The 22,047-nt window shown below is 70.6% G+C and carries 17 protein-coding genes; 12 read left to right on the top strand and 5 right to left on the bottom strand.

Annotated features, from left to right (window positions below):
- Positions 1-109: 109 nt before the first annotated feature.
- Positions 110-1,123, bottom strand: a complete 1,014-nt coding sequence (glnII, locus tag BLQ63_RS24630) for a glutamine synthetase (RefSeq protein ID WP_091040189.1) — start codon at positions 1,121-1,123, stop codon at positions 110-112.
- A gap of 286 nt (positions 1,124-1,409) precedes the next feature.
- On the opposite strand from glnII, the gene BLQ63_RS24625 reads away from it, so the two are divergent.
- The 5 genes from BLQ63_RS24625 (at position 1,410) to BLQ63_RS24605 (ending at position 4,893) form a co-directional block, all read left to right on the top strand.
- On the top strand, positions 1,410-2,426 hold the full coding sequence (locus BLQ63_RS24625; protein WP_143015074.1) for a hypothetical protein: 1,017 nt from the start codon (positions 1,410-1,412) through the stop codon (positions 2,424-2,426).
- 201 nt (positions 2,427-2,627) lie between these two features.
- Entirely contained in the window at positions 2,628-2,996 is a 369-nt protein-coding gene (locus tag BLQ63_RS24620; RefSeq protein ID WP_091040187.1) for a hypothetical protein, read from the top strand.
- 136 nt (positions 2,997-3,132) lie between these two features.
- Entirely contained in the window at positions 3,133-3,510 is a 378-nt protein-coding gene (locus tag BLQ63_RS24615) for a hypothetical protein (RefSeq protein ID WP_091040186.1), read from the top strand.
- A 98-nt stretch (positions 3,511-3,608) separates the two neighbouring features.
- A complete protein-coding gene (locus tag BLQ63_RS24610; RefSeq protein ID WP_091040185.1) occupies positions 3,609-4,163 on the top strand; it encodes a hypothetical protein in 555 nt (184 codons plus the stop codon).
- Positions 4,164-4,386: 223 nt separating this feature from the next.
- Positions 4,387-4,893 (top strand): hypothetical protein, encoded by a 507-nt coding sequence (locus BLQ63_RS24605; RefSeq protein WP_143015073.1) that lies wholly within the window; start codon positions 4,387-4,389, stop codon positions 4,891-4,893.
- Between the two features lie 148 nt (positions 4,894-5,041).
- On the opposite strand, the gene BLQ63_RS24600 is transcribed toward BLQ63_RS24605, so the two are convergent.
- Entirely contained in the window at positions 5,042-7,300 is a 2,259-nt protein-coding gene (locus tag BLQ63_RS24600) for a glycosyl hydrolase family 95 catalytic domain-containing protein (RefSeq protein WP_091040183.1), read from the bottom strand.
- A gap of 160 nt (positions 7,301-7,460) precedes the next feature.
- Between BLQ63_RS24600 and BLQ63_RS24595 the strand changes: the two genes are divergently transcribed.
- From BLQ63_RS24595 to BLQ63_RS24585, 3 genes are all read left to right on the top strand, one after another.
- Positions 7,461-8,138: a hypothetical protein gene (locus BLQ63_RS24595; protein ID WP_091040182.1), complete on the top strand. Its 678-nt coding sequence runs from the start codon at positions 7,461-7,463 to the stop codon at positions 8,136-8,138.
- A 311-nt stretch (positions 8,139-8,449) separates the two neighbouring features.
- Positions 8,450-9,430, top strand: coding sequence for an LPXTG cell wall anchor domain-containing protein (locus BLQ63_RS24590; RefSeq protein ID WP_091040181.1), 981 nt, complete (start codon positions 8,450-8,452; stop codon positions 9,428-9,430).
- Positions 9,431-10,027: 597 nt separating this feature from the next.
- A complete protein-coding gene (locus BLQ63_RS24585) occupies positions 10,028-11,329 on the top strand; it encodes a solute carrier family 23 protein (protein ID WP_091040216.1) in 1,302 nt (433 codons plus the stop codon).
- Positions 11,330-11,387: 58 nt separating this feature from the next.
- On the opposite strand, the gene BLQ63_RS24580 is transcribed toward BLQ63_RS24585, so the two are convergent.
- From BLQ63_RS24580 to BLQ63_RS24570, 3 genes are all read right to left on the bottom strand, one after another.
- A complete protein-coding gene (locus tag BLQ63_RS24580) occupies positions 11,388-12,590 on the bottom strand; it encodes an ABC transporter permease (protein WP_091040180.1) in 1,203 nt (400 codons plus the stop codon).
- Positions 12,587-13,459 (bottom strand): ABC transporter ATP-binding protein, encoded by an 873-nt coding sequence (locus tag BLQ63_RS24575; protein ID WP_091040179.1) that lies wholly within the window; start codon positions 13,457-13,459, stop codon positions 12,587-12,589. Before BLQ63_RS24575 ends, BLQ63_RS24580 begins: the two co-directional genes overlap by 4 nt.
- A 149-nt stretch (positions 13,460-13,608) precedes the next feature.
- Entirely contained in the window at positions 13,609-14,832 is a 1,224-nt protein-coding gene (locus tag BLQ63_RS24570) for a nitrate/nitrite transporter (RefSeq protein WP_091040178.1), read from the bottom strand.
- Between the two features lie 178 nt (positions 14,833-15,010).
- Here BLQ63_RS24570 and BLQ63_RS24565 point away from each other — a divergent pair, with 178 nt between their 5' ends.
- From BLQ63_RS24565 to narI, 4 genes are read left to right on the top strand one after another with little or no spacing between them, the layout of a single operon-like run.
- On the top strand, positions 15,011-18,736 hold the full coding sequence (locus tag BLQ63_RS24565) for a nitrate reductase subunit alpha (RefSeq protein ID WP_091040177.1): 3,726 nt from the start codon (positions 15,011-15,013) through the stop codon (positions 18,734-18,736).
- Positions 18,736-20,547 carry a nitrate reductase subunit beta gene (gene narH, locus BLQ63_RS24560; protein WP_091040176.1) on the top strand — a complete coding sequence of 604 codons (1,812 nt, stop codon included), beginning with the start codon at positions 18,736-18,738 and terminating at the stop codon, positions 20,545-20,547. The genes BLQ63_RS24565 and narH overlap by 1 nt, the downstream gene beginning before the upstream one ends.
- The gene (gene narJ, locus BLQ63_RS24555) at positions 20,544-21,215 is read left to right on the top strand and encodes a nitrate reductase molybdenum cofactor assembly chaperone (RefSeq protein ID WP_091040175.1); all 672 of its coding nucleotides are present in this window, start codon (positions 20,544-20,546) and stop codon (positions 21,213-21,215) included. The genes narH and narJ overlap by 4 nt, the downstream gene beginning before the upstream one ends.
- Positions 21,215-21,958, top strand: coding sequence for a respiratory nitrate reductase subunit gamma (narI, locus tag BLQ63_RS24550; protein ID WP_091040174.1), 744 nt, complete (start codon positions 21,215-21,217; stop codon positions 21,956-21,958). Before narJ ends, narI begins: the two co-directional genes overlap by 1 nt.
- Positions 21,959-22,047 lie beyond the last annotated feature (89 nt).

Raw genomic sequence — 22,047 nt, 5'->3', positions numbered from 1 at the left:
CTGCGCACAGAGGAGGGGCGGGAAGCCGATCGGCTTCCCGCCCCTCTGAACGTTCGAGACCGGGCCGTTCTTCTCGAGAGCGGAGCTTCCCCGGTACTGCGCCTGAGTGCTAGACCAGGCCCTTCTTCTCGAGAGCAGAGCAGACGGTGCCGACGATGAGGCCGGTGACGACGTAGGGGTCCATGTTCGCGTTCGGGCGGCGGTCCTCGAGGTAGCCCTTCTTGTCCTTCTCGACCTGCCACGGGATGCGGATCGAGGCGCCGCGGTTCGAGACGCCGTAGGAGAACTGGGTGTAGTGGGCGGTCTCGTGGGCGCCGGTGAGGCGGTCCGCGATGCCGTCGCCGTAGTTCTTGACGTGCTCTTCGGCCTTCTCGCCCAGGGCCTCGCACGCGGCGATGATGGGCTCGTAGTCCTCGCGCATCGCCTTGGTGGAGAAGTTGGTGTGGCAGCCCGCGCCGTTCCAGTCGCCCTTGGCGGGCTTGGGCTCGATCGTCGCGGAGACGTCGAACTCCTCGGCGGTGCGGTACAGCAGCCAGCGGGCCAGCCACAGCGAGTCGGAGACCTCGAGGGCGCCGGCCGGGCCGACCTGGAACTCCCACTGGCCGGGCATGACCTCGGCGTTGATGCCCGACAGGGGCAGACCGGCGGCGAGGCAGTTGTCCATGTGCTTCTCGACGATCTCGCGGCCGAAGATCTCGTCCGCGCCGACGCCGCAGTAGTAGCCGCCCTGGGGGGCCGGGAAGCCGTTCTCGGGGAAGCCGAGCGGGCGCGAGCCCACCATGAAGGTGTACTCCTGCTCGATGCCGAACCAGGACTCCTGCCCCGCGTACTTCTCGGCCAGTTCCGCGGTCTTGGCGCGGGTGTTGGACGGGTGGGGGGTGAAGTCGGTGTCGAGGACCTCGCACAGGACCAGGATGGAGTCGCCGCCGCGGATCGGGTCCGGCACGACCTTGACCGGGCGCAGCACGCAGTCGGAGGAGTGGCCCTCGGCCTGGTTGGTGCTCGAGCCGTCGAAGCCCCAGATCGGCGGCTCTTCGCCGGCGCCCAGGATCTTGGTCTTGGAACGCAGTTTCGCCGTCGGCTCGGTGCCGTCGATCCAGATGTACTCGGCTTTGATGGCCATCAGGTAGGAGCCCTTCTTGCGGGGGACGCGGTCCAGCCGGGGCTCGACCTCGAGCCGTGGAGCTGTGCTGCCACGCTCCCAAGAAGCAATTTCCCGTTCATTGATGACATGTAAACAGTCTGTTAACCGGTGCAGTGCGTGAGGAAACGGCTGCCGTGAGTCCGACTCGCCCTATTTTCGGCAAGAAAACATAGTTCACCCCGTATCCCTCCTCGGGCCGGTTTCGTTCTTCTAGATGCGAGCGGCAGGGCCGCTCGCGATCAGGTTCAGGACGACGGGGGAGACGATGGGACGCATCGCCGGAGGCAGCGAGGACACTCGCCGCGCCAGCGTGCTCCGATTCCTCCTCGGCGCCGCGCTCACCGCATTCGGCTCCCTTCTTCTGGGGGCCTTCGCCATGGCGGCGTCCGCTTGGGCATCAGACGATTCCACCGCATCGCAGGGCCTTGCCTCGATGACAGACCCGCTCTCCGCAGAGGTATCCGACATGTCGCGCCTGGCCGCGCGACTGGTCCCGCAAAACCAGCAGGGACATCGGCCGCCGGCGGGGCAGGGGGAGGTCACCGGGCTGGTGTCGGGCCTTTCCGAACCGGTTGAAACGCTGATGGACGAGACGGACGGCTCCGTGCGCACGATGCTGCCGGGCGGCGCCGGACCTGGATTGCTCGACTTGGAAGACGAGTCCGTCGGAGACGGCACTGCCGAAGTAGTGGCACCGCTGGTGGGAACCCTGGTGAAGGGAACGGCCTCCATTGCGGACGGCTCAGCCCCCGCGGTGTCCGGTGTCTACGAGACTGTCGCGCCCCCGACCGATCAGGTCGACGTACTGGCGCGACTGGTGACCGATGGCCTGCACCTCGGCGACGAGACGACGCCCGGGAGCGTCCTCGCCGATGCCGCAGGACAGCCGAGCTTCACCGCGCTTACGGCAGCGCACGACTCCAGCGAGGTGGCGGCGGCACTCCACGGAGTGCAGCAAGGCCGGCCGGCCGCCGCCACCGAGTGCTCCGCCGCCGAACCTGGCGAGCGGGGGACGGACCGATCCGAAGTCGAAGCGGTGCACGGCGAGCCGCGCACCGCTGCCAGGTCGTGGGTATTCGACGGCCCCGGCCTTCCGGACCTGAAGATCATCCCCGGTGGAGCCACTGGCTCGACCGCCGGTATCAGCGTCGACAGCGGCCATAACGCTGTCTGCGTCTCCCCGTCCGCCGGGGGGGCAGAGGTGTCACTCTCCCGCACGGTGATCGGGGAATTGGGGCGGCCGTTGGACCGCGCCGCCGAGCTGTCCGTCGCCCCAGACTAGGCCTCCGCGCGTCGGTGCGCGGGGAGCTTGAAGTCCGCCTTCGAAACTCCCACCGGTACATGCGCTAGAGCATCTCGCTCGCCAGCGCTCTCCGGCGCGCCGACGCGCGGTCAGGTCGTTACCGCCGCCTCCACAGAGGCGGGGAACCAAAGAAAGCCGCCCGAACGAACGGGCGCACAACTCAGAAGGAAACCGCAACTCATGCGCAAGGTTCTCTACGTCGCCGCCGCCGCTGCTGCCGCCGCCGCCGCGGGTATCGCCTCCCCCGCCATGGCCGGCTACAGCTCCGGCGTCGATGCCGGGCCGGTCAGCCTGGTCAACATCGACGCCTCGAGCGCGGCGCACTGGCAGATCTGCGGCCAGAACGTGCTGACCCAGTCGTTCGGCCAGGTCTGCGACAACCGCGACCACATCGGCCAGGGCCCGCAGTCCGGCGTCACGGCCGGCGACGTCTCCGCCGCCAACCTGGACATCTCGGACGCCGCGCACTGGCAGATCTGCGGCCAGAACGTCCTCACCGCGCCGTCGCTCGACCAGCAGTGCCTCAACACCGACCACATGAACCACTAGGACTTCCCGGGGCCGTCAGCCCCCAGCGGGCTGACGATCCCATGGAGGACAAGGCTTCCGAAAGTCGCCGGCCTCAAACGGGCCGGCGGCGCCACGGAAATTCGAAATCGATCCACAGAGAACGGGGAAACTCAACATGCGCAAGGCTCTCATCGTTGCTGGCGCCGCTGCCGGCGCCGTCGCCGCCCTCGGCTCCGCCGGAACCGCCATGGCTCAGAGCTCGGGCGTCGCGGCTGGCCCGGTCAGCCTGGTCAACATCGACGCCTCGAGCGCGGCGCACTGGCAGATCTGCGGCCAGAACGTGCTGACCCAGTCGTTCGGCCAGGTCTGCGACAACCGCGACCACATCGGCCAGGGCCCGCAGTCCGGCGTCACGGCGGGCGACGCTTCGCTCGGCAACCTGGACATCTCGGACGCCGCCCACTGGCAGATCTGCGGCCAGAACGTCGGCGTCGCGCCGTCGCTCGACCAGCAGTGCCTGAACTACGACCACATCACGCACGCGGCCGAGTAATTCGACCCGGGGCGGGCCCGCTGGGCCCGCCCCACCCATCGGCCGCAGCAGCGCTGCGGCCGAGCCAAATTCCTACTAAACGGTAAGGAACGCAACACATGCGCAAGGTTCTCACCGCGACTGCCGCCGCCGCAGGCGCGATCGCCGCTCTCGGCGCTGCCGCGCCCGTCATGGCCGCCGCTTCGGGTCCCGTCCCGGGCGCCGTCTCCCTGGTGAACATCGACGCCTCGAGCGCCGCCCACTGGCAGATCTGCGGCCAGAACGTGCTGACCACGTCCTACGACCAGGACTGCGACAACCGCGACCACTTCGGTGACGACCAGGGCTCCGGCGTCAACGCCGGCGACGTGTCGCTGGCCAACGTCGACGCCTCGGACGCGGCGCACTGGCAGATCTGCGGCCAGAACGTGCTGACCCAGTCGTTCGAGCAGACCTGCGACAACCGCGACCACATCGGCGACAACGCCGGTTCGGGCGTCACCGCGGGCGACGTCTCCGCCGCCAACCTGGACGTGTCGGACGCGGCGCACTGGCAGATCTGCGGGCAGAACGTCGGCGTCGCGCCGTCGCTCTACCAGCAGTGCCTGAACGCCGACCACATCAGCGACGACGGCGACAACCCCGACAAGGGCGACGACCAGGGCGACTACTAAGCCGGTCAACGTTCCCCGGCCCGGTCGGGGGCGGCCGCTCGAAAGGGCGGCCACCTCCGGTTCGGCCCGAAACGACCACGAGATCGGTCGGCCCTCGCCGGTTCGGTCGAAAACCTGAAGCGGCCACGAGATCGGTCGGCCTTTCCCGGTCTGGTCGAAAACCCGAAAGCGGCCACGAGATCGGTCTACCTTCACCGGTTTGGTCGAGAAGAGGTAGAGGTACATGCGAAACACCACCATGGTCGCGGCCTCGGCCGCTGCCGCCGCAGTGGCGGCGGCGCTCTCGGGAGGGGCCGCACAGGCCTCGACGCCCGACTGGCTGACGCTCGTCACCGTGGAATCCGAGTACGACTCGGTCCTGCCGAGCGTGTGCGAGTCGGACCAGACCGGCGAGCTCGCCGACACGGTCTGCGACACGGTCCTCGGATCACCTTCGGAGGACGAGATCGAAGCGATCGGCGGGCAGCTGCCCGAAGCCCCTGCGGGCTACGGGGGGATGCCGTCGGGAGCGAACGCCGACCTGCGGAACTTCGCGAACTGGAATGTCTGCGGGGTCGCCGTCGGCGCCACGACCCAGGGCGCCGTCTGCGACAACTCGATCGAGGGCGCGCAGGACCCGATGAGTCCCGGGAGCGGGGTCTCGCTGGCGAATGCGGATGTCACCGGAGCATTCAAATGGTCCGTGTGCGGGATCTCGGTCGGCCAGGCGGCGTTGGCGTCCGCCTGCTGATCGAATCACTTTCATACCCAAGCGGCCGGAGTCCGATGGACTCCGGCCGCTCCCTTGTCTTCATGGGCCGAATATCGGGAACGCAGACTCCGGCCGCTCCCTTGTGCTCATGGGCCCCAATTGCTTTCGCGGTCGGGGCCTTTCGCCGTCAACCGATCCGCCGCTGCCACGGTTCGCCGGCGGGCAGGACCACCCACTCGTCGAGGATCTTGACCTTCGTGTTCTCGGCCGAGGTCAGCGCGACCTCGACGACCTTCCCGCCGCTCCAGGCGAGCCGGTCGACGGTGACGGCCCCGCGGGCGCGCAGGCCCCGCACCTCGCCGTCGGGCCAGGCGGCCGGCAGCGCCGGCAGCAGCTCGATCACCGGCATCCCGTCCTCGGTGCGGTGCGACTGGACGAGCATCTCCGCGATCGCCGCGGTGGTCCCGAAGTTCCCGTCGATCTGGAACGGCGGGTGCGCGCACAGCAGCGAGGCGTAGACGCCGCCGTCGGCGTACTCGGCGCCCTCGCCGCGGAACCCGACCGGGGTCAGGAACTCCCCGAGCAGCGCGTGGGCGCGGTCGCCGTCGCCCAGGCGCGCCCACAGCGCGGTCTTCCAGGCCAGGGACCAGCCGGTTCCGGCGTCGCCGCGCGCTTCGAGGCTCTTGCGGGCGGCGTCGAGCAGTGCGGGCTCGTCGGCGAACGAGTCGCCGGGGTAGACCCCGTACAGGTGCGAGACGTGCCGGTGGTGCGGTTCGGCCTCCTGGCGCTCTGAGGCCCATTCGAGCAGGCGCCCGTCGGCGCCGATCTTCGGCTTCGCCAAGCGCGGCATGGCCTCTTCGATGTTCTTGACGAGCTGGAGGTCGTCGCCGTGCAGGGTCTCGGCGACCGCGTCGGCCGCTTCGAGGATGAACGCGAACAGCTCGCGCACGAGCGTGGCGTCCATGCCGGTGGACTCGTCGATCGCGGAGTTGCCCTCGGGCGTGACGAACTCGTTCTCGGGGCTGGAGGCCGGGCTGGTCACCAGGGTCCCGTCCTTGCCCTCGGAGAGCCGGTCGAACGCGAACCTGGCCGCCCCCAAGGCGATCGGGAGCTTCTCGGCGAGGAACTCCTCGTCGCGGCCGAACCGCCAGTGCTCGGCGAGGTGCATCGACAGCCACAGGCCGCCCATGGGCCAGGCCAGCCAGCAGGCCCTGCCGTCGACCGGGGTGGTCAGCCGCCAGTAGTCGGTGTTGTGGTGGCAGCACCAGCCGCTCGCGCCGTAGAGCTTGCGGGCGGTCTCCTCGCCGCTGCGCGACAGGCCTTCGACGAGGTCGAACATCGGCTCGTGGAACTCGGGCAGGCCGCAGGTCTCGGCGGGCCAGTAGTTCATCTCGACGTTGATGTTCGTGGTGTAGTCGCAGTTCCACGGCGGGGTGACCTGGGCGTTCCAGATGCCCTGGAGGTTCGCGGCCTGCGTGCCGGGCCGCGAGGACGCGGCCAGGAGGTAGCGCCCGTACTGGAAGACGAGCACGGCGAGGTCCTCGTCGGACTCGCCCGAGGCCCTGCGGCGCAGGCGCTCGTCGATGGTCCGGTCGTCCACGGCCTGTGGACGGGCCGGCGCGCGCAGGTCGAGGCCGACGCGGTCCATGATCTCGCGGTGGGACTCGACGTGCTGCTCGCGCAGCGTCGCCCAGCCGTTGGCGGCGGCGCGGCGGGCCTCGTCGCGCGAGGCCTCCAGCGCGGCGGGCCCGTCGAAGTCGGAGTGCAGCGCGAGGAAGACCTCGACGCTGCGGCAGCCGGTGAACCGGTGGCCCTTGCTGTGCGGGGTCGCGTCGCCGTCGCAGCGCAGCTGCGCGCTGAGGCCGAGGCGGCGCACGCCGTTCGCGGTCGAGTAGTCGGGCACGCCGCCCGCGACGCTCACCGGCGCGTTCCCCGTGAACGCCAGCTCGTCGTAGTCGGCGACGGTGGAGCCGCCCTCGTGCGGCCACTCGAACCTGAGGTCCAGGTCGAAGGGCTCCTCGGCGCTCCAGCGGAGGGCGATCACGCCGAACCGCGCTGAGGCGAAGGCCTCCTGGCGGACGCGGCCGCGCACCACGGCGGCGACGCCGTCGCGCAGGTCCAGTTCGCGGCGCTCGTCCCCGGCATCGTCCACATGGGAGACGACGAGCGCCCCTGCGGGCTGGTAGGCCTCGGTGCCCGGGCCCTGGAGCCGGGTGATGAGCTGATCGGCGGCGAAGTACTCGCCGCGGCGCACCAGCGCGGCGGCCTCGGCGGCGACGCCCTCGACGCCGTCGGGGATACGCCGGGAGCCGTCCCCCGACCAGAATCCGTCCTCGTTGAGCTCGATCCGATCGCCCACCAGCATCGCGCCGACGCGGCCGTTGCCCAGGGGCAGGCCTTCATGCCAGGCGCCGGGGGCGGCGTCATAGGTGAGTTTCAGCGACATGCGATCAGCATTCCATCTCGGCGGTGACCGCTTGCGACGGGCGGTCCCCGTCCGTCACTAGAACGTGTCGCAACCTCACGTACATCTCGAACGTGAGAAGAGTGCCCATCCCGAATCCGGCACATTCGTTCCCATCACACGAATACCGAGAGCAGCGACAATGGAATTCAAGCGAACCCCCTCGGCCCGCGGCGCGCTCGGCCTCGCGGCCGCCGCAGGCCTCTGCGGAGCCCTGGCCTTCGCCTCGCCCGCCCAGGCCGAGACGGTCATCATCCAGATCAACCCCGGCAACGTGCCCACGACCGCCGCGGACTTCGAGGACAACTCCTGCGACAACCTGCCCGGCGACCTCGCCGGCGACCTCGACGGCTGGGTCTTCGTACTGCCCGCCGCGGCCGGGGCCGAAGGCAACTTCATCTCCGTCACCGCGACCTTCGCGGACGAGGGCGGCTCCGAGCAGACCCGCACCACCGGCGACCACGGCGGCATCGTCGAAGGCAGCGGCGACAACAAGGCGTACATCATCACGCCCGCCGGATGGACCCTCCTGGACGCCGACGCCCAGGTGACCGACCCCGACGAGGGCGCGCAGTTCAACCTCACCCACGCGTGCCCCGGTACGCCCGGTGAGAACCCTTCCAGCCCTGGCGAAGAGCCCACGACCCCGGGTGAGGAGTCCTCGGCCCCCGGCGAGGAGTCGACCACCCCGGGCGGCTCCACGCTGCCGACCACCGGCACCCCGCTGACGGTCGCGCTCGTCTCGGCCGCGGCCCTCGCCGCGGCCGGCGCCGTCCTGTTCGCGGTGCAGCGCCGCCGCCGCGAGGCCCAGGACTGGTAGCCGATCGCAGCGGCGCCCCCGAGGTCGGACCTCGGGGGCGCCGCTTTTTTCGCGGCGGTTCTCGGCCGCGGTCGGCCTACGGGGCATCGCCTTCACGGATGGCGGTCCGGGGAGTCGCTTTCGCGGTTCTTTATGGTGAAGTGGCAGGTCAGCCGTTCGGGGGAGTTCGCTTTCATCCGAAAGAGACGCAACGCCTCAGGTCCCGGCGACGTGAATGGATCGCCCATCCCCGCATACGGCAACGCCGTATCCGGAGCCGTCGAACCCGGCTCGTTCGACCTCTCCGACCACCCATCACGGAGACGACCGACTTGAAACTGACACGCCGCCACAAGACCATCGGCATAGGCGCCGCCGCGGGCATCGCGGGAGCCGTCGCGCTCGCCTTCGCCGTCCCCGCGCTCGCGGACGACGACGCCACCATCGGCATCAACCCGGGCAACGTGCCCGCGACCGCCGCGGGCTTCGGCGACCGCAGCTGCGACCAAATCCCCGAAGGCACCGCCGACTGGCTCGACGGCTGGGTGTTCGTCCTGCCGAATTCGGTTCCGGCCGAAGGCAACTTCCACTACATCGAGGCGGTCTTCCAGGACGAGGACGGCAACGTCCTGCGCTACAACACCGCGGACGACGGCGGGATCGTCGACGGCAGCGGCGACAACAAGGCCTACATCATCACTCCGGCCGGACTGACCCTCATCGACGCCGAGGCGACCGTCGACCTCGAGGACGACGGCGGCGGGAACGGGAACGGCGGCGGCAAGGAGCCGCGGTTCAACCTGACGCACACCTGCCCGGCGACCGAGGACGAGCCGGGAGAGGAGACGCCCTCGGAGGAGCCGACCTCCCCGAGCGAGGAGCCGTCGAGCCCGACGGAAGAGCCCTCCTCGCCGACGGAAGAGCCGTCGAGCCCCACCGAGGAACCCACCTCGCCGACGGACGAGACGCCTTCGCCCACCGAGGAGTCCACGACGAGCGAGGAGCCCTCCAGCCCCACGGAGGAGCCGACCACCGAGAGCGAAGCGCCCACGTCGGCGACCGAGGAGCCGACGACGCCCGGCGAGGAGACCTCCACCGAGGTCGAGGAATCGTCGAGCCCGGCCGAGTCCAGTTCGGAACCGGCCGCTTCGAACTCCGCGCCGGGCGAGGCGTCGACCTCGCCGGCGGGCTCGTTCCTGCCGACCACCGGCTCATCGCTCACGTTCGTCCTCGTCGCCGCGGGCGCCCTCGTGATCGCGGGCGGCGTGATCCTCGCGTTCATGCGCCGCCGCCGCGAGCCCGAGGAGGGCTAGCCCTCCGGGATGCGGCGGCCGAGCCGTCGCCGCATCCCGGATTCTCGTTATCGAAACGTTATGCAACCGCCGGTGGTGTCCCCGCGTTTAGCAGTTGTCTCAAGGCAGGCAACCCGGTGCGAAAGCACCGAGACCGAGACACGGACTACCGCCCGCTGCTTGACGGTGCGGTCCTTGTCGGGCCCCTGGAATCCTGCCACCGGGGGCCCGACCCTAAATCGACGCCCCGGAGCCGTCCCCCCCTTGGCTCCGGGGCGTCGCCATTTTCCGCGACGGCCGTCGGCACCGCGGCTCCGCTGTTTTCCAGCTCATACCGCGCGTGTAAAACTCACATTCGCGAGGCCCGCGTGCTTTGTTTTCCGTGGCGGACCCGGTACATTACCCGCAGGTTCAGCGCCTACCCATTTACCCTGGTCCCCGAGGTGCCAGCTGCCCGGCATCGCACCCGCACCTGCACAGGAGTGCCCGCCCATGGCCACTGACGACACCGCGAAGCCCGATGTCACGGAGAAGGACGCCGCCGAACCCGGCGTCTCCGACGAACACCCCGAGAAGCACCCCGCGACCCCGACCGGGCGCCTCGACCAGTACTTCGGGATGACCGCGAACAAGACCAACTGGAAGCGCGAGATCCTCGCGGGGACCACGACGTTCCTCGCGATGGCCTACATCCTCGCGGTCAACCCCGGCATCCTCAGCTTCGGCCTCACCGCGGCCGGGGTCGACGCCCCGAACCCGGGCGCCGTCTTCACCGCGACCGCGCTGGCCTCCGCGCTCGGCTGCCTCGTCATGGGCCTGTGGGCCCGCTACCCGATCGCCACCGCGCCCGGGATGGGCCTGAACGCGTTCTTCGCCTTCACCGTGGTCCTCACCCTCGGCATCCCGTGGCAGACGGCGCTCACCGGCACCCTCGTCTCGGGCGTGCTGTTCTTCATCCTCGCCGTCACCGGTGCGCGCGAGGCGATCATCAACGCCATCCCGGCGCAGCTGAAACTCGCGGTCGGCGCGGGCATCGGCCTGTTCATCGCGTTCATCGGCCTCAAGGGCGGCGGCATCGTCGTCGGCTCCGAGGCGACGCTGGTGACCATCGGCGACTTCACCTCCGGCACGGTCCTGCTCACCGTGTTCGGCCTCGTCGCCACCGCCGTGTTCATGGTCCTGGGCTGGAAGGGCGGCGTCTTCTACGGGATGCTCGCCACGCTGGTCCTCGGCGTGCTGACCGGCGTCATCGACTTCGAGCTGGCCGAGGGCTTCACTCCGAACCTCGACTCGTTCGGCGCGGCCTTCACCGGTTTCGAGGACGCGTTCACCGTCCACATGATCGCGGTCATCCTGACCATGCTGTTCGTGGACTTCTTCGACACCGCCGGGACGCTGTTCGCCGTGGCCGGCCAGGCCGGACTCGTCAAGGACGGCAAGCTCCCGCGCGCCGGACGCGCCCTCGCCACCGACTCGATCGCGACCTCGGCGGGCGCTGTGCTGGGCACCTCGACCACCACGGCCTACATCGAGTCGACCGCGGGCGTCTCGGTCGGCGGCCGCACCGGCCTCACGGCCGTCACGACCGGCTTCTGGTTCCTCGTGTCGCTCGTGGCGTTCCCGGTGTTCGGCCTGGTCGCGAACAACCCGGCGGTCACCGCGCCCGCGCTCATCGTCGTGGGCGTGCTCATGGCGAAGGCGCTCGGCGAGATCGAATGGGAGAAGCTCGAGTACGCGATCCCGGCGTTCCTGATCGTGGTCGCCATGCCGCTGACCTACTCGATCTCGAACGGCATCGCGCTGGGCCTGGTGTTCTTCCCGGTCATGATGGCCGCGAAGGGCCGCTGGCGGGAGGTCCACCCGATCGCCTGGGTGCTCATGGCCGCCTCGATCGGCTACTTCCTGTTCCTGACGGAGTAGCCGCCGCACGCGACAGGGCCCGGGAGGATCTCCTCCCGGGCCCTCTCACGTCGCGCGGCTAGGCGGAGCGGCGGAGCGCCTCGCTGATCTTCATCCGCGAGCCCGTGTACAGGACGCTGCGCTTGTACAGCTGGGAGCCGAGCGCCAGGGCCCCGGCCGCCGCGAGCGCCAAGAGCACTCCGGAGAGGCCGATCTGCCAGGCCGGGACGTCGGCGATCGCCATGCGGGTGGGCATCGCGATGCCGGAGAACGGCGGCACGATCGACAGGACCTCCGCGAACGTGCTCGTGGGCGCGTTCAGCAGGAAGATCGCGCCGAGGTAGCTGAGCGTCAGCGACATGATGAGCGGGGTCAGGACCGACCCGGACTCCTCCTGGCGCGACACCAGCGAGCCGACGCCGCCGGCGAGGGTGCCGAAGAGCGCGAACGCGATGAGCCACCAGCCGATGGTGGAGACCGCCGCGGAGGCGGTGCCCGGCGGCAGGTCGGAGAGCATCCCGGTGGCGGCCGAGACGCCCAGGCCGACGGCGACCATGGCGATCAGGTTGACCAGGGAGATCACGCCGAGGCCGATGACCTTGCCGCCCAGAAGCTGCCAGGGCTTGAGGCTCGTCAGGAGGATCTCGACGATCCGGCTGGACTTCTCCTCGACGACGCCCATGGCGATGTACTGCACCGGGGTCATGAGCATCATGAACATGATGACGGAGATGATGAGGCCGGTGAAGTAGTCGAGCGGGCCGGTGACGCCGCCCTCCGACTCCAGGGTCACCCACTCCAGCGGCTGCACGGTGAGCGCGCCGGCGATCTCCTGGTCGCTGAGCCCGGCGCTCGCGAGGTTCGTCTGGACGCTCGCAGCCTGCCAGGCGGCGTCGATCTTGGCCTCGGTCTCGTTGCCGACGCCGTCGCGGCTGTAGAGGGACCCGTCGGCGACGGCCGCCTCGACGGTCTCGTCCTCGACGGCCTGCTCCGCTTCGCCGGCGGAGTCGAACACGGTGACGTCGAAGCCGCCCATGGCGTCGAGCTGGGTCTGCATCGCGGCGGCGGTGGGCCCGGCGAGGCCGATCTTCTCGTCGCCGTCGTCCCCGCCGAAGAGACTGGGGAGCGCGGCCAGGACGCCGACGATGAGGACGGTGACGATGAGGCTGATGACGTTGGACTTCGACAGGCCGCGGACGCGGATCTCGCGTCCGGCCACGAGCATGAGCCCCCGCATCCGGGAGGTCTCGTCGTGCCGCGCCTGGTTGCGCTGAGCGGTCATCGGGTCACGGCCTCTCGGAAGATCTCGGCGATGGTGGGCTGGTCGTAGGCGAAGCGGGTGATGCGCCCGGCGGCGGCCGCGATGCGCAGCACCTCCTGGTCGTCGGGGGAGTCCTCGACGAGGTAGTCGTCGCCGTCGCGGGTGACGGTGCCGGGCAGGCGCCCGGTCAGGTCCTCGTCGGTCTCGACGCTGACGCGCAGCTGCTTGACCTCCTTGGCCTTCAGCTCCTCGACGCCCCCGGCGGCGATGATCTTCCCGTTGCCGATGATCGACACGGAGTCGCAGAGGCGCTCGATGAGGTCGAGCTGGTGGCTGGAGAAGATGACCGGCGCGCCGGCGGCGGCGCGGTCCCGGAGGGCGGCGCCCATGACGTCGACCGCGATCGGGTCGAGCCCGGAGAAGGGCTCGTCGAGGATGAGCACCTCGGGGTCGTGGACGAGCGAGACCGCGAGCTGGACGCGCTGCTGGTTGCCCAGCGACAGGTCCTGCACGAAGTCCCCGGCCCGGTCGGTGAGGTTGAGCTGCTCGAGGAGTTCGCCGGCGGACCGGCGCGCCTCGGTCTTGCTCATGCCGTGCAGCTCGCCGAAGTAGGCGACCTGCTCACCGGTCTTCATCTTGGGGTAGAGGCCGCGTTCGGACGGCATGTAGCCGAACCGGCGGCGCTGTTCGACGCCCAGCGGGGCGCCGTCGTAGACGATCTGGCCGGAGTCGGCGGCGAGGACGCCCATCGCGATGCGCATGGTGGTGGTCTTCCCGGCGCCGTTGGCGCCGACGAAGCCGACCACCTCGCCGGGGGCGGCCGAGAGCGACACGCCGTCGAGGGCCAGGGTGTCGCCGAACCGCTTGTGCAGGTCCTTGATTTCGAGCATGGGTTCACCTTAGGTGCGGCGGCGGGCCGGATCCTCCGCCTTGCGGGTGATTCCGCACCGTCACGGCCTCGTTCGCGAGTACCAATCACGTGGGCTTCTCGCGGAGGATCGGCGCGTCGGCGCCTCCGGTCACGGGAGGTGCGGCCCGGTCACACCGTCTTCGCCGAGGCCCCGGGCTTCGCGGACGGGGAGGCGCGGAACGCCTTCAACGTGAAGAGGCCGACCAGGAGCGCGGTGAGCGCCAGCAGCAGCAGGCCGATCGTGTAGGCGCCGGTGGCCTGGTAGACCGCGCCCATCACGAGCGGCGGGAAGTAGCCGCCGAGGCCGCCCGCGGCGCCGACGATCCCGGTGACCCCGCCGACGCGGGCGGGCTCGACCAGTTCGGCCACCAGCGCGAACACGCCGCCGGTGCCCAGGCCCAGGAACAGGGCCATGAGGACGAACTCGGTGCCGGCCGGGATCTCCAGGGGCGGTTCGAAGGCGAGCAGGACCGCCAGGGCCGCGGCGCCGAAGAACGAGGCCAGGCAGATCCTCAGCGGCCCGAACAGGTCGGAGAGGATGCCGCCGGCCGGGCGGGCGACGACCGCGGCGAGGCTGAACCCGGCCGTGCGCAGGCCCGCGTCGGTCTGGGCCAGGTCGTAGGCGGACACGAGCATCGTCGGCAGGTAGGTCGAGAACGCCACGAAGCCGCCGAAGGCCACGGCGTACAGCAGCGACATCTGCCAGGTGACCTTCAGCTTCGCGACCGACTTCAGGCGCGGCAGGGCCGGATCGGCGTTCGGCGACCACTGCGGCGCGTTGCGGGCGAAGGCCCAGCAGATCAGGCCCATGACCGCGAGGGCCGCGCACATGACCAGGTGGGCGGGCAGCAGCCCGATCCCGTCGACCAGGCGCGGGGTGAAGAACGCCGAGAGGGCCGTGCCGCCCATGCCCGCGCCGAAGACCCCGGTGGCGAAGCCGCGCTTGGCGGGCGGGTACCAGGCGTTGACGAACGGGATGCCGACCGCGAACGAGGTCCCGGCCAAGCCCAGCAGGAAGCCCGAGGCCAGAAGGGCGGCGAAGGAGTTGCCCGAGAGTCCGACGAGGAGCACCGGCACGGTCGCGATGAAGCAGGAGGCCGTCAGCATGACGCGCCCGCCGAACCGGTCGGTGAGGATGCCCGCCGGGATGCGCCCGACCGCGCCCACCAGCACCGGGAACGCCACGAGGATCGAGGTCTGCGTGGGGTCGAGGTCCAGCCGCTCGGAGTAGGTCTTCGACAGCGGGCCGATGAGGTTCCACGCCCAGAAGGTGATCGCGAACGCGGCAGTGGCGCGGACCAGGTTGGCCCCGGCCCCGCGCTGCACGGCGGCGGACTGGTCGGCGGTGCTCATGCTCAGGTCCCCTCGCGACGGCGGAACGTCCCCGGCCCGGCCCGGGCCGCATCGGCCCGGCACAGGTGCAGGGTCCGCGGACAGTATGCCGATTAGTCCTCTTTGCCGGGTCCAAAGACCTAATCTGAGCAGCGGACTCCCCCCATGCACGGGCCGCCACGCGAAGGGAACGGGCACCATGACGGACACGGACCGGACCTCCTCCGGGGCGGCCGACGTGCTGCTGCGCACCGGCGTCTTCCTCACCCGCACCGAGGCCACCGGCGACCTGCGGGCCGTCTTCAAGGACGGCGGGCGCGAAGGGGACGTGTTCTACCGCGACCGCTGGAGCCACGACAAGGTCGTCCGCTCCACGCACGGCGTCAACTGCACCGGGTCGTGCTCGTGGAACGTCTACGTCAAGGACGGCATCATCACCTGGGAGACCCAGGCGACCGACTACCCGTCCGTGGGGCCCGACCGGCCCGAGTACGAGCCGCGCGGCTGCCCGAGGGGCGCGGCGTTCTCCTGGTACACCTACTCGCCCACGCGCGTGCGCTACCCGTACGGGCGCGGCGTCCTCATCGAGATGTTCCGCGAGGCCAAGGCCCGGCTGGGCGACCCGGTCGCGGCCTGGGCCGAGATCACCACCGACCCCGACAAGCGCCGCCGCTACCAGTCCGCGCGCGGCAAGGGCGGGCTCGTGCGCATCGGCTGGGACGAGGCGGTCGAGATCGCCGCCGCCGCCCACGTCCACACCATCGGCGCCTACGGGCCCGACCGGATCGCGGGGTTCAGCCCGATCCCGGCGATGTCGCAGGTCTCGCACGGCGTCGGCGCGCGGTTCGTGAACCTCCTCGGCGGCTCCATGCTGTCGTTCTACGACTGGTACGCGGACCTGCCGGTCGCCAGCCCGCAGGTCTTCGGCGACCAGACCGACGTCCCCGAGTCGGGGGACTGGTGGGACGCCGCGTACCTGATGCTGTGGGGCTCGAACGTGCCGGTCACGCGCACGCCCGACGCGCACTGGATGGCCGAGGCCCGCTACCGGGGCCAGAAGGTCGTCACCGTCGCCCCCGACTACAACGACGCCGCCAAGTTCGCCGACGAATGGCTCGCCCCGCACCCGGGCACCGACGGCGCGCTCGCCATGGCGATGGGCCACGTGATCCTCCGCGAGCACTTCGTGAAGCACCGCACCGAGCCCTTCGACGCCTACGTGCGCAAGTACACCGACCTGCCGTTCCTGGTCGAGATCGAGGCGCGGGACGGGCGGCTCGTGCCCGGCAAGTTCCTGCGCCGCGACGCGCTCGCGGGGGACGAGCCGTTCGCGGAGTGGAAGCCGGTGTTCCTCGACGAGCGCACCGGCGAGGCCGTCGCCCCGCACGGGACCCTCGGGCACCGCTGGGACGAGGACAACCCGGGCCGCTGGAACCTCGACCTGCGCGGCGCGGTCCCGCAGCTGAGCCTGTACGGGGAGGGCTGCGACGCGGTCGCGATCGACCTGCCGCGCTTCGACAGCGCCGGCTTCGACGGCGGCGGCGGTCCCGACGGCGGTGCCGGCACCGGAGGGCGCAGCGGCGACTCGATCCTGCGCGGCGTGCCCGTCCGCACCGTCGAGGGCCGCACCGTCACCACCGTCTTCGACCTGCTGCTCGCCCAGTACGGGGTCGCCCGCCCGGGCCTGCCCGGGCAGTGGCCCACCGGATACGACGACGCCTCCCAGCCGTGCACGCCCGCATGGGCCGAGGCCGTCACCTCCGTGAAGGCCGAGCGGACCGTCCGCATCGCCCGCGAGTTCGCCGCCACCGCGCGCGACTCCGGCGGCCGGGCCATGATCGTGCTCGGCGCGGGCACCAACCAGTGGTTTCACGGCGACACCATGTACCGCGCGTTCCTCACCCTGCTGCTGCTCACCGGATGCCAGGGCAAGAACGGCGGCGGCTGGGCCCACTACGTCGGCCAGGAGAAGTGCCGCACCCAGACCGGCTGGGCCGCATACGCCTCGGCGATGGACTGGACCCGGCCCGCCCGCTTCATGGCCGCCACCCCGTACTGGTACCTCCACACCGACCAGTGGCGCTACGACACCTACAAGTCCGACGCGCTCACCTCCGCCACCGGGCCCGGCCGGCTCGCCTCCGTGCACACCGCCGACCTCGTCGCGGCCTCCGCCCGCATGGGCTGGATGCCGTCCTACCCGACCTTCGACCGCAACCCGCTCCTCCTGGCGCAGGAGGCGAAGGAGGCCGGGAAGGAACCCGGCCGGTACATCGTGGACGAACTCGCCTCCGGAGAACTGCGCTTCGCCGCCGAAGACCCCGACGCGCCCGAGAACTGGCCCCGCGTCCTCACCGTCTGGCGCGCGAACCTCTTCGGCTCCTCCGCCAAAGGCGACGAGTACTTCCTCAAACATCTCCTCGGCACCCAGAACTCCGTGCAGGGCGGTGAGGCCGGGCCCGACGACCGCCCCGAGGACGTCACCTGGCACGGCCGGGCGCCCCAGGGGAAACTCGATCTGCTGCTCTCGCTCGACTTCCGCATGACCAGCACCACGCTGCTGTCCGACATCGTGCTCCCGGCCGCCACCTGGTACGAGAAGCACGACCTCTCCACCACCGACATGCACCCGTTCGTCCACGCCTTCTCGCCCGCGATCGACCCGCCCTGGCAGGCCCGCACCGACTTCGAGGCCTTCCACCTGCTCGCGCAGCGGTTCTCCGCACTCGCCGAAGACCACCTCGGCGTCGCCACCGACCTCGTCGCCGCACCGCACCAGCACGACACCCCCGGCGAACTCGCCCAACCGGGCGGCATCGCACCCGACTGGAAAGCCGAAGGCGTGCAACCGATCCCGGGCAAGACCATGCCCGCGATCATCAGCGTCGAACGCGACTACCCCGCCGTCGCCGCCAAAATGGCCGCCCTCGGCCCGCTCGCCGAGACCAAAGGCCTGCCCGTCAAAGGCGTCTCGTTCACACCCGACGTCGAGATCGGCTGGCTCGCCCAGCGCAACGGCATCGCGAACGACGGCCCCGCCGCCGGCCGGCCCCTCCTCGACACCGACGTCAAAGCCTGCGAGATGATCCTCGCGCTCTCCGGCACCAGCAACGGCCGCCTCGCCTCGCAGGGCTTCACGCGCCTGGCCGAACGCGTCGGCACCGACTTCTCCGAACTGATCCACGGCACCGCCGAACGCCGCGTCGTCTTCTCCGACACCCAGCACGCGCCCACCCCCGTCGGCGCCAGCCCCGAATGGTCCGGCAAGGAGGCGCACGACCGGCGCTACTCGCCCTTCACCATCAACGTCGAGCACGACAAGCCCTGGCACACCCTCACCGGGCGCATGCACTGCTACGTCGACCACGACTGGATGCACGAATTCGGCGAGGCCCTGCCGATCTACCGGCCGCCGCTCAACATGCACGCCCTGTTCGGCGAACCCGAGATCGGGCCCAGCGGGGAGAAGGCCGTCGCCGTCCGGTACCTCACGCCGCACTCCAAGTGGTCCATCCACTCCGAGTACCAGGACAACCTGCTCATGCTCACGCTCTCGCGCGGCGGCCCCAACATCTGGATGAGCCCCCAGGACGCCGAGGCCATCGGCGCCAAGGACAACGACTGGGTCGAGGCCGTGAACCGCAACGGCGTCGTCGCCGCCCGACTCGTCGTCTCCCACCGGATGCCGCAAGGGACCGTCTACATGTACCACGCGCAGGAACGCGTGGTCGACGTCCCGAAGACCGAGACCACCGGCAAGCGGGGCGGCATCCACAACTCCCTCACGCGCCTGCTCGTCAAACCCACCCACCTCATCGGCGGATACGCCCAGTTCTCATACGCCTTCAACTACATCGGGCCCACCGGCAACCAGCGCGACGAGGTCACCGTCGTGCGCAAGCGAACCACGGAGGTCCGGTACTGATGGCGCAGCGCATCGGCAAGGTCATGGCGCAGGTCGCGATGGTCATGAACCTCGACAAGTGCATCGGATGCCACACCTGCTCGGTCACCTGCAAACAGGCGTGGACCAACCGCTCCGGCGTCGAGTACGTGTGGTTCAACAACGTCGAGACCCGGCCCGGACAGGGCTACCCGAGGCGGCACGAGGACCAGGAGCGCTGGCAGGGCGGCTGGAAGCGCACGGCCACAGGGAGGCTCAAGCCCCGCGCGGGCGGACGCCTCAAGAAGCTCGCCACGATCTTCGCCAACCCCAAGATGCCGTCCATCCAGGACTACTACGAGCCCTGGACGTACGACTACGAGCACCTGGTGTCCGCGCCGCTCGGCGACGACATACCCGGGGCCCGGCCGCGCTCGCTCATCTCCGGCGAACCGATGCAGATCAAGTGGAGCGCCAACTGGGACGACGACCTCGCCGGCGGCGAGGAGCTGGCCGCGAACGACCCGATCGTGCAGAAGATCGGCGACAAGGTCAGGTTCGACTACGAGCAGGCGTTCATGTTCTACCTGCCGCGCATCTGCGAGCACTGCCTCAACCCCTCCTGCGTCGCCGCGTGCCCCTCCGGCGCGATGTACAAGCGCGCCGAGGACGGCATCGTCCTGGTCGACCAGGACAAGTGCCGGGGCTGGCGCATGTGCGTCACCGGCTGCCCCTACAAGAAGGTCTACTTCAACCACAAGACCGGCAAGGCCGAGAAGTGCACGCTCTGCTACCCGCGCGTCGAGGTCGGCATGCCCACCGTGTGCTCCGAGACCTGCGTGGGGCGCCTGCGGTACCTCGGCGTGATCCTCTACGACGTCGAACGGGTCGGCAGGGCGGCCGCCGTCAAGGACGAGAAGGACCTCTACGAGGCGCAGCTCGACGTCTTCCTCGACCCCGACGACCCCGAGGTCCAGGCCGCCGCGATCCGCGACGGCATCCCCGAGCGCTGGGTGGCGTCGGCGCGCCGGTCCCCGATCCATCTGCTGGCCAAGCGGTTCCGCGTGGCGCTGCCGCTGCATCCGGAGTACCGGACCATGCCGATGGTCTGGTACATCCCGCCGCTGTCGCCGGTGGTCGACGCGCTGAGCGAGTCCGGCCACGACGGCGAGGACGCCGGGAACCTGTTCGCCGCGATCGACACGCTGCGCATCCCGGTCGAGTACCTCGCCGAGCTGTTCACCGCCGGCGACCCCGGGCCGGTGAAGGACGTGCTCGGGAAGCTCGCGGCGATGCGCTCCTACATGCGGCGCATCAATCTCGGCGAGGAGCCGGACGAGTCGATCGCGACGGCGGCCGGCATGACCGGGGCCGACATCGAGCGGATGTACCGGCTGCTGGCGCTCGCGAAGTACGACGACCGGTACGTGATCCCGACGGCGTACGGGGTCGACGAGGCCGACCGCGGCGTCATCGACGAGATCGGCTGCTCGCTCGACTTCGAGGGCGGACCGGGCATGGGCGGCATGGGCGGCGAGGCGCCGTTCGGCGAGGCCTCGGGACGGCCGCAGCCCGCCAGCGTCGAGACCTTCCACGCCCTGCGCGACCGCCAGACCAGCGACGGCCGTTCGGGCCCGGCGCGCCGGTTCAACCTCCTCAACTGGGATGGCAACGGCCGCCCGCCCGGGTTGTTCCCGGAACGGGACCAGAAGAACAGCCCGGGACGGGACCAGAAGAACAGCCCGGGACCGGACCAGAAGAACAGCCCGGACCGGCAGGACGGCCCGGAACCGGAGGCGCGCCGGAACACCCGGGACGGCGGGCACCTCCGAGGGCACGGGGAGTCGAAGTGAACGACCACGCCGTCATCCGCCAGGCCGCCGCCGTCCTGCTGTGCTACCCCGACCGCCCCGCACGCGAGCGCGTCCCGCTGGTGCGCGCGGCCGTCGAAGAGCTGCCCGCGGGCCCGGCCCGCACCGCGCTCGCCGCGTTCTGCGACTACGCGGCGGCGACATCCGAACTCGACCAAGGAGCCCACTACGTCCGCACCTTCGACCTCAAGCGCCGCAGGGCACTCCACCTCACCTACTACACCGACGGGGACACCAGGCGACGCGGCCACGCGCTCGCCCGCGTCAAAGCGGTCTACGCCGCCTGCGGATGGCGCATCGGCGGACGCCGAGGCGACGGCGAACTGCCCGACCACCTCGGCGTCGTCCTCGAATTCGCCGCGCGAGGCGACCGCGAGCAGGGGCGGCGACTGCTCGAGGAGTTCCAGCCCGGGATCGAACTGCTCCGGGCCGCGCTCCACGACTGCGCCAGCCCTTACGCCGCTGTCCTCGACGCCGTGGCCGCAACCCTCCCGCCCCCCGACCAAGCCCGCCGCGAGGCCGCCCGCATCGCCGCCGCCGGACCGCCCGTCGAGGACGTAGGCCTCGACCCGTACGGCAGGACTCCGAACGGCGGTCCCGGGAACGGCGCGGTGCCGCTCGGCATGCCGGTCACCATGGGGGGCGGGTGATGAGCCCGACGACGCTCGACTACCTGCTCTGGGGCGCACTGCCGTACGTGGTGCTCGCCGTGCTCATCGGCGGCACGGTCTGGCGCTACCGCTACGACAGGTTCGGCTGGACCACCAGGTCCTCGCAGCTCTACGAGTCGCGGCTGCTGCGCATCGCCAGCCCGGTGTTCCACTTCGGACTCCTCGTGGTGATCGTCGGCCACGTGGTCGGCCTGCTCATCCCCGAGACCTGGACCGACGCGGTCGGCATCACCGACGGCATGTACCACGTGACCGCCCTGTCCCTGGGCGCCGTCGCGGGCGTGACCACCCTCGGCGGCATCGCCCTGCTCATCTGGCGGCGGCGCACCAACGGGCCGGTCTTCAGCGCCACCACCGTCAACGACAAGGTCATGTACCTGGTCCTGGTCGCGGCGATCCTCGCCGGACTCGCCACGACCCTGCTCTCGGCGGTCGCGGGCCTCACCGGCGGGCACGAGACCGACTACCGCGAGACCGTCTCGCCGTGGTTCCGCAGCGTCTTCTACCTGCAACCCGACGTCGCCGCGATGACCGCCGCCTCGGGCGCGTTCAAACTCCACGCCCTCATCGGCCTGACCCTGTTCGCGCTCTTCCCGTTCACCAGGCTCGTCCACGCCTTCAGCGCCCCGGTCTGGTACCTGTTCAGGCCCTACGTGGTCTACCGCTCCAGAGACGAGGAGCCGACGCCGTCGACCCGCCCGATCCGCCGCGGCTGGAGCTGACCGCCGCCGGAACTCCCGGGACCCGGGCGCCGAGGATTGGGGCCCGCCGCCCGGGGAATCCGGGCCGAGGTCCGTCGAACCGCCCGGAT

Source organism: Glycomyces harbinensis, assembly GCF_900101745.1.
Taxonomy (GTDB): Bacteria; Actinomycetota; Actinomycetes; order Mycobacteriales; family Micromonosporaceae; genus Glycomyces; species Glycomyces harbinensis.
The sequence above is the reverse complement of the archived record's forward strand: the minus strand, read 5'-3'. Positions and strand labels throughout refer to the sequence as shown.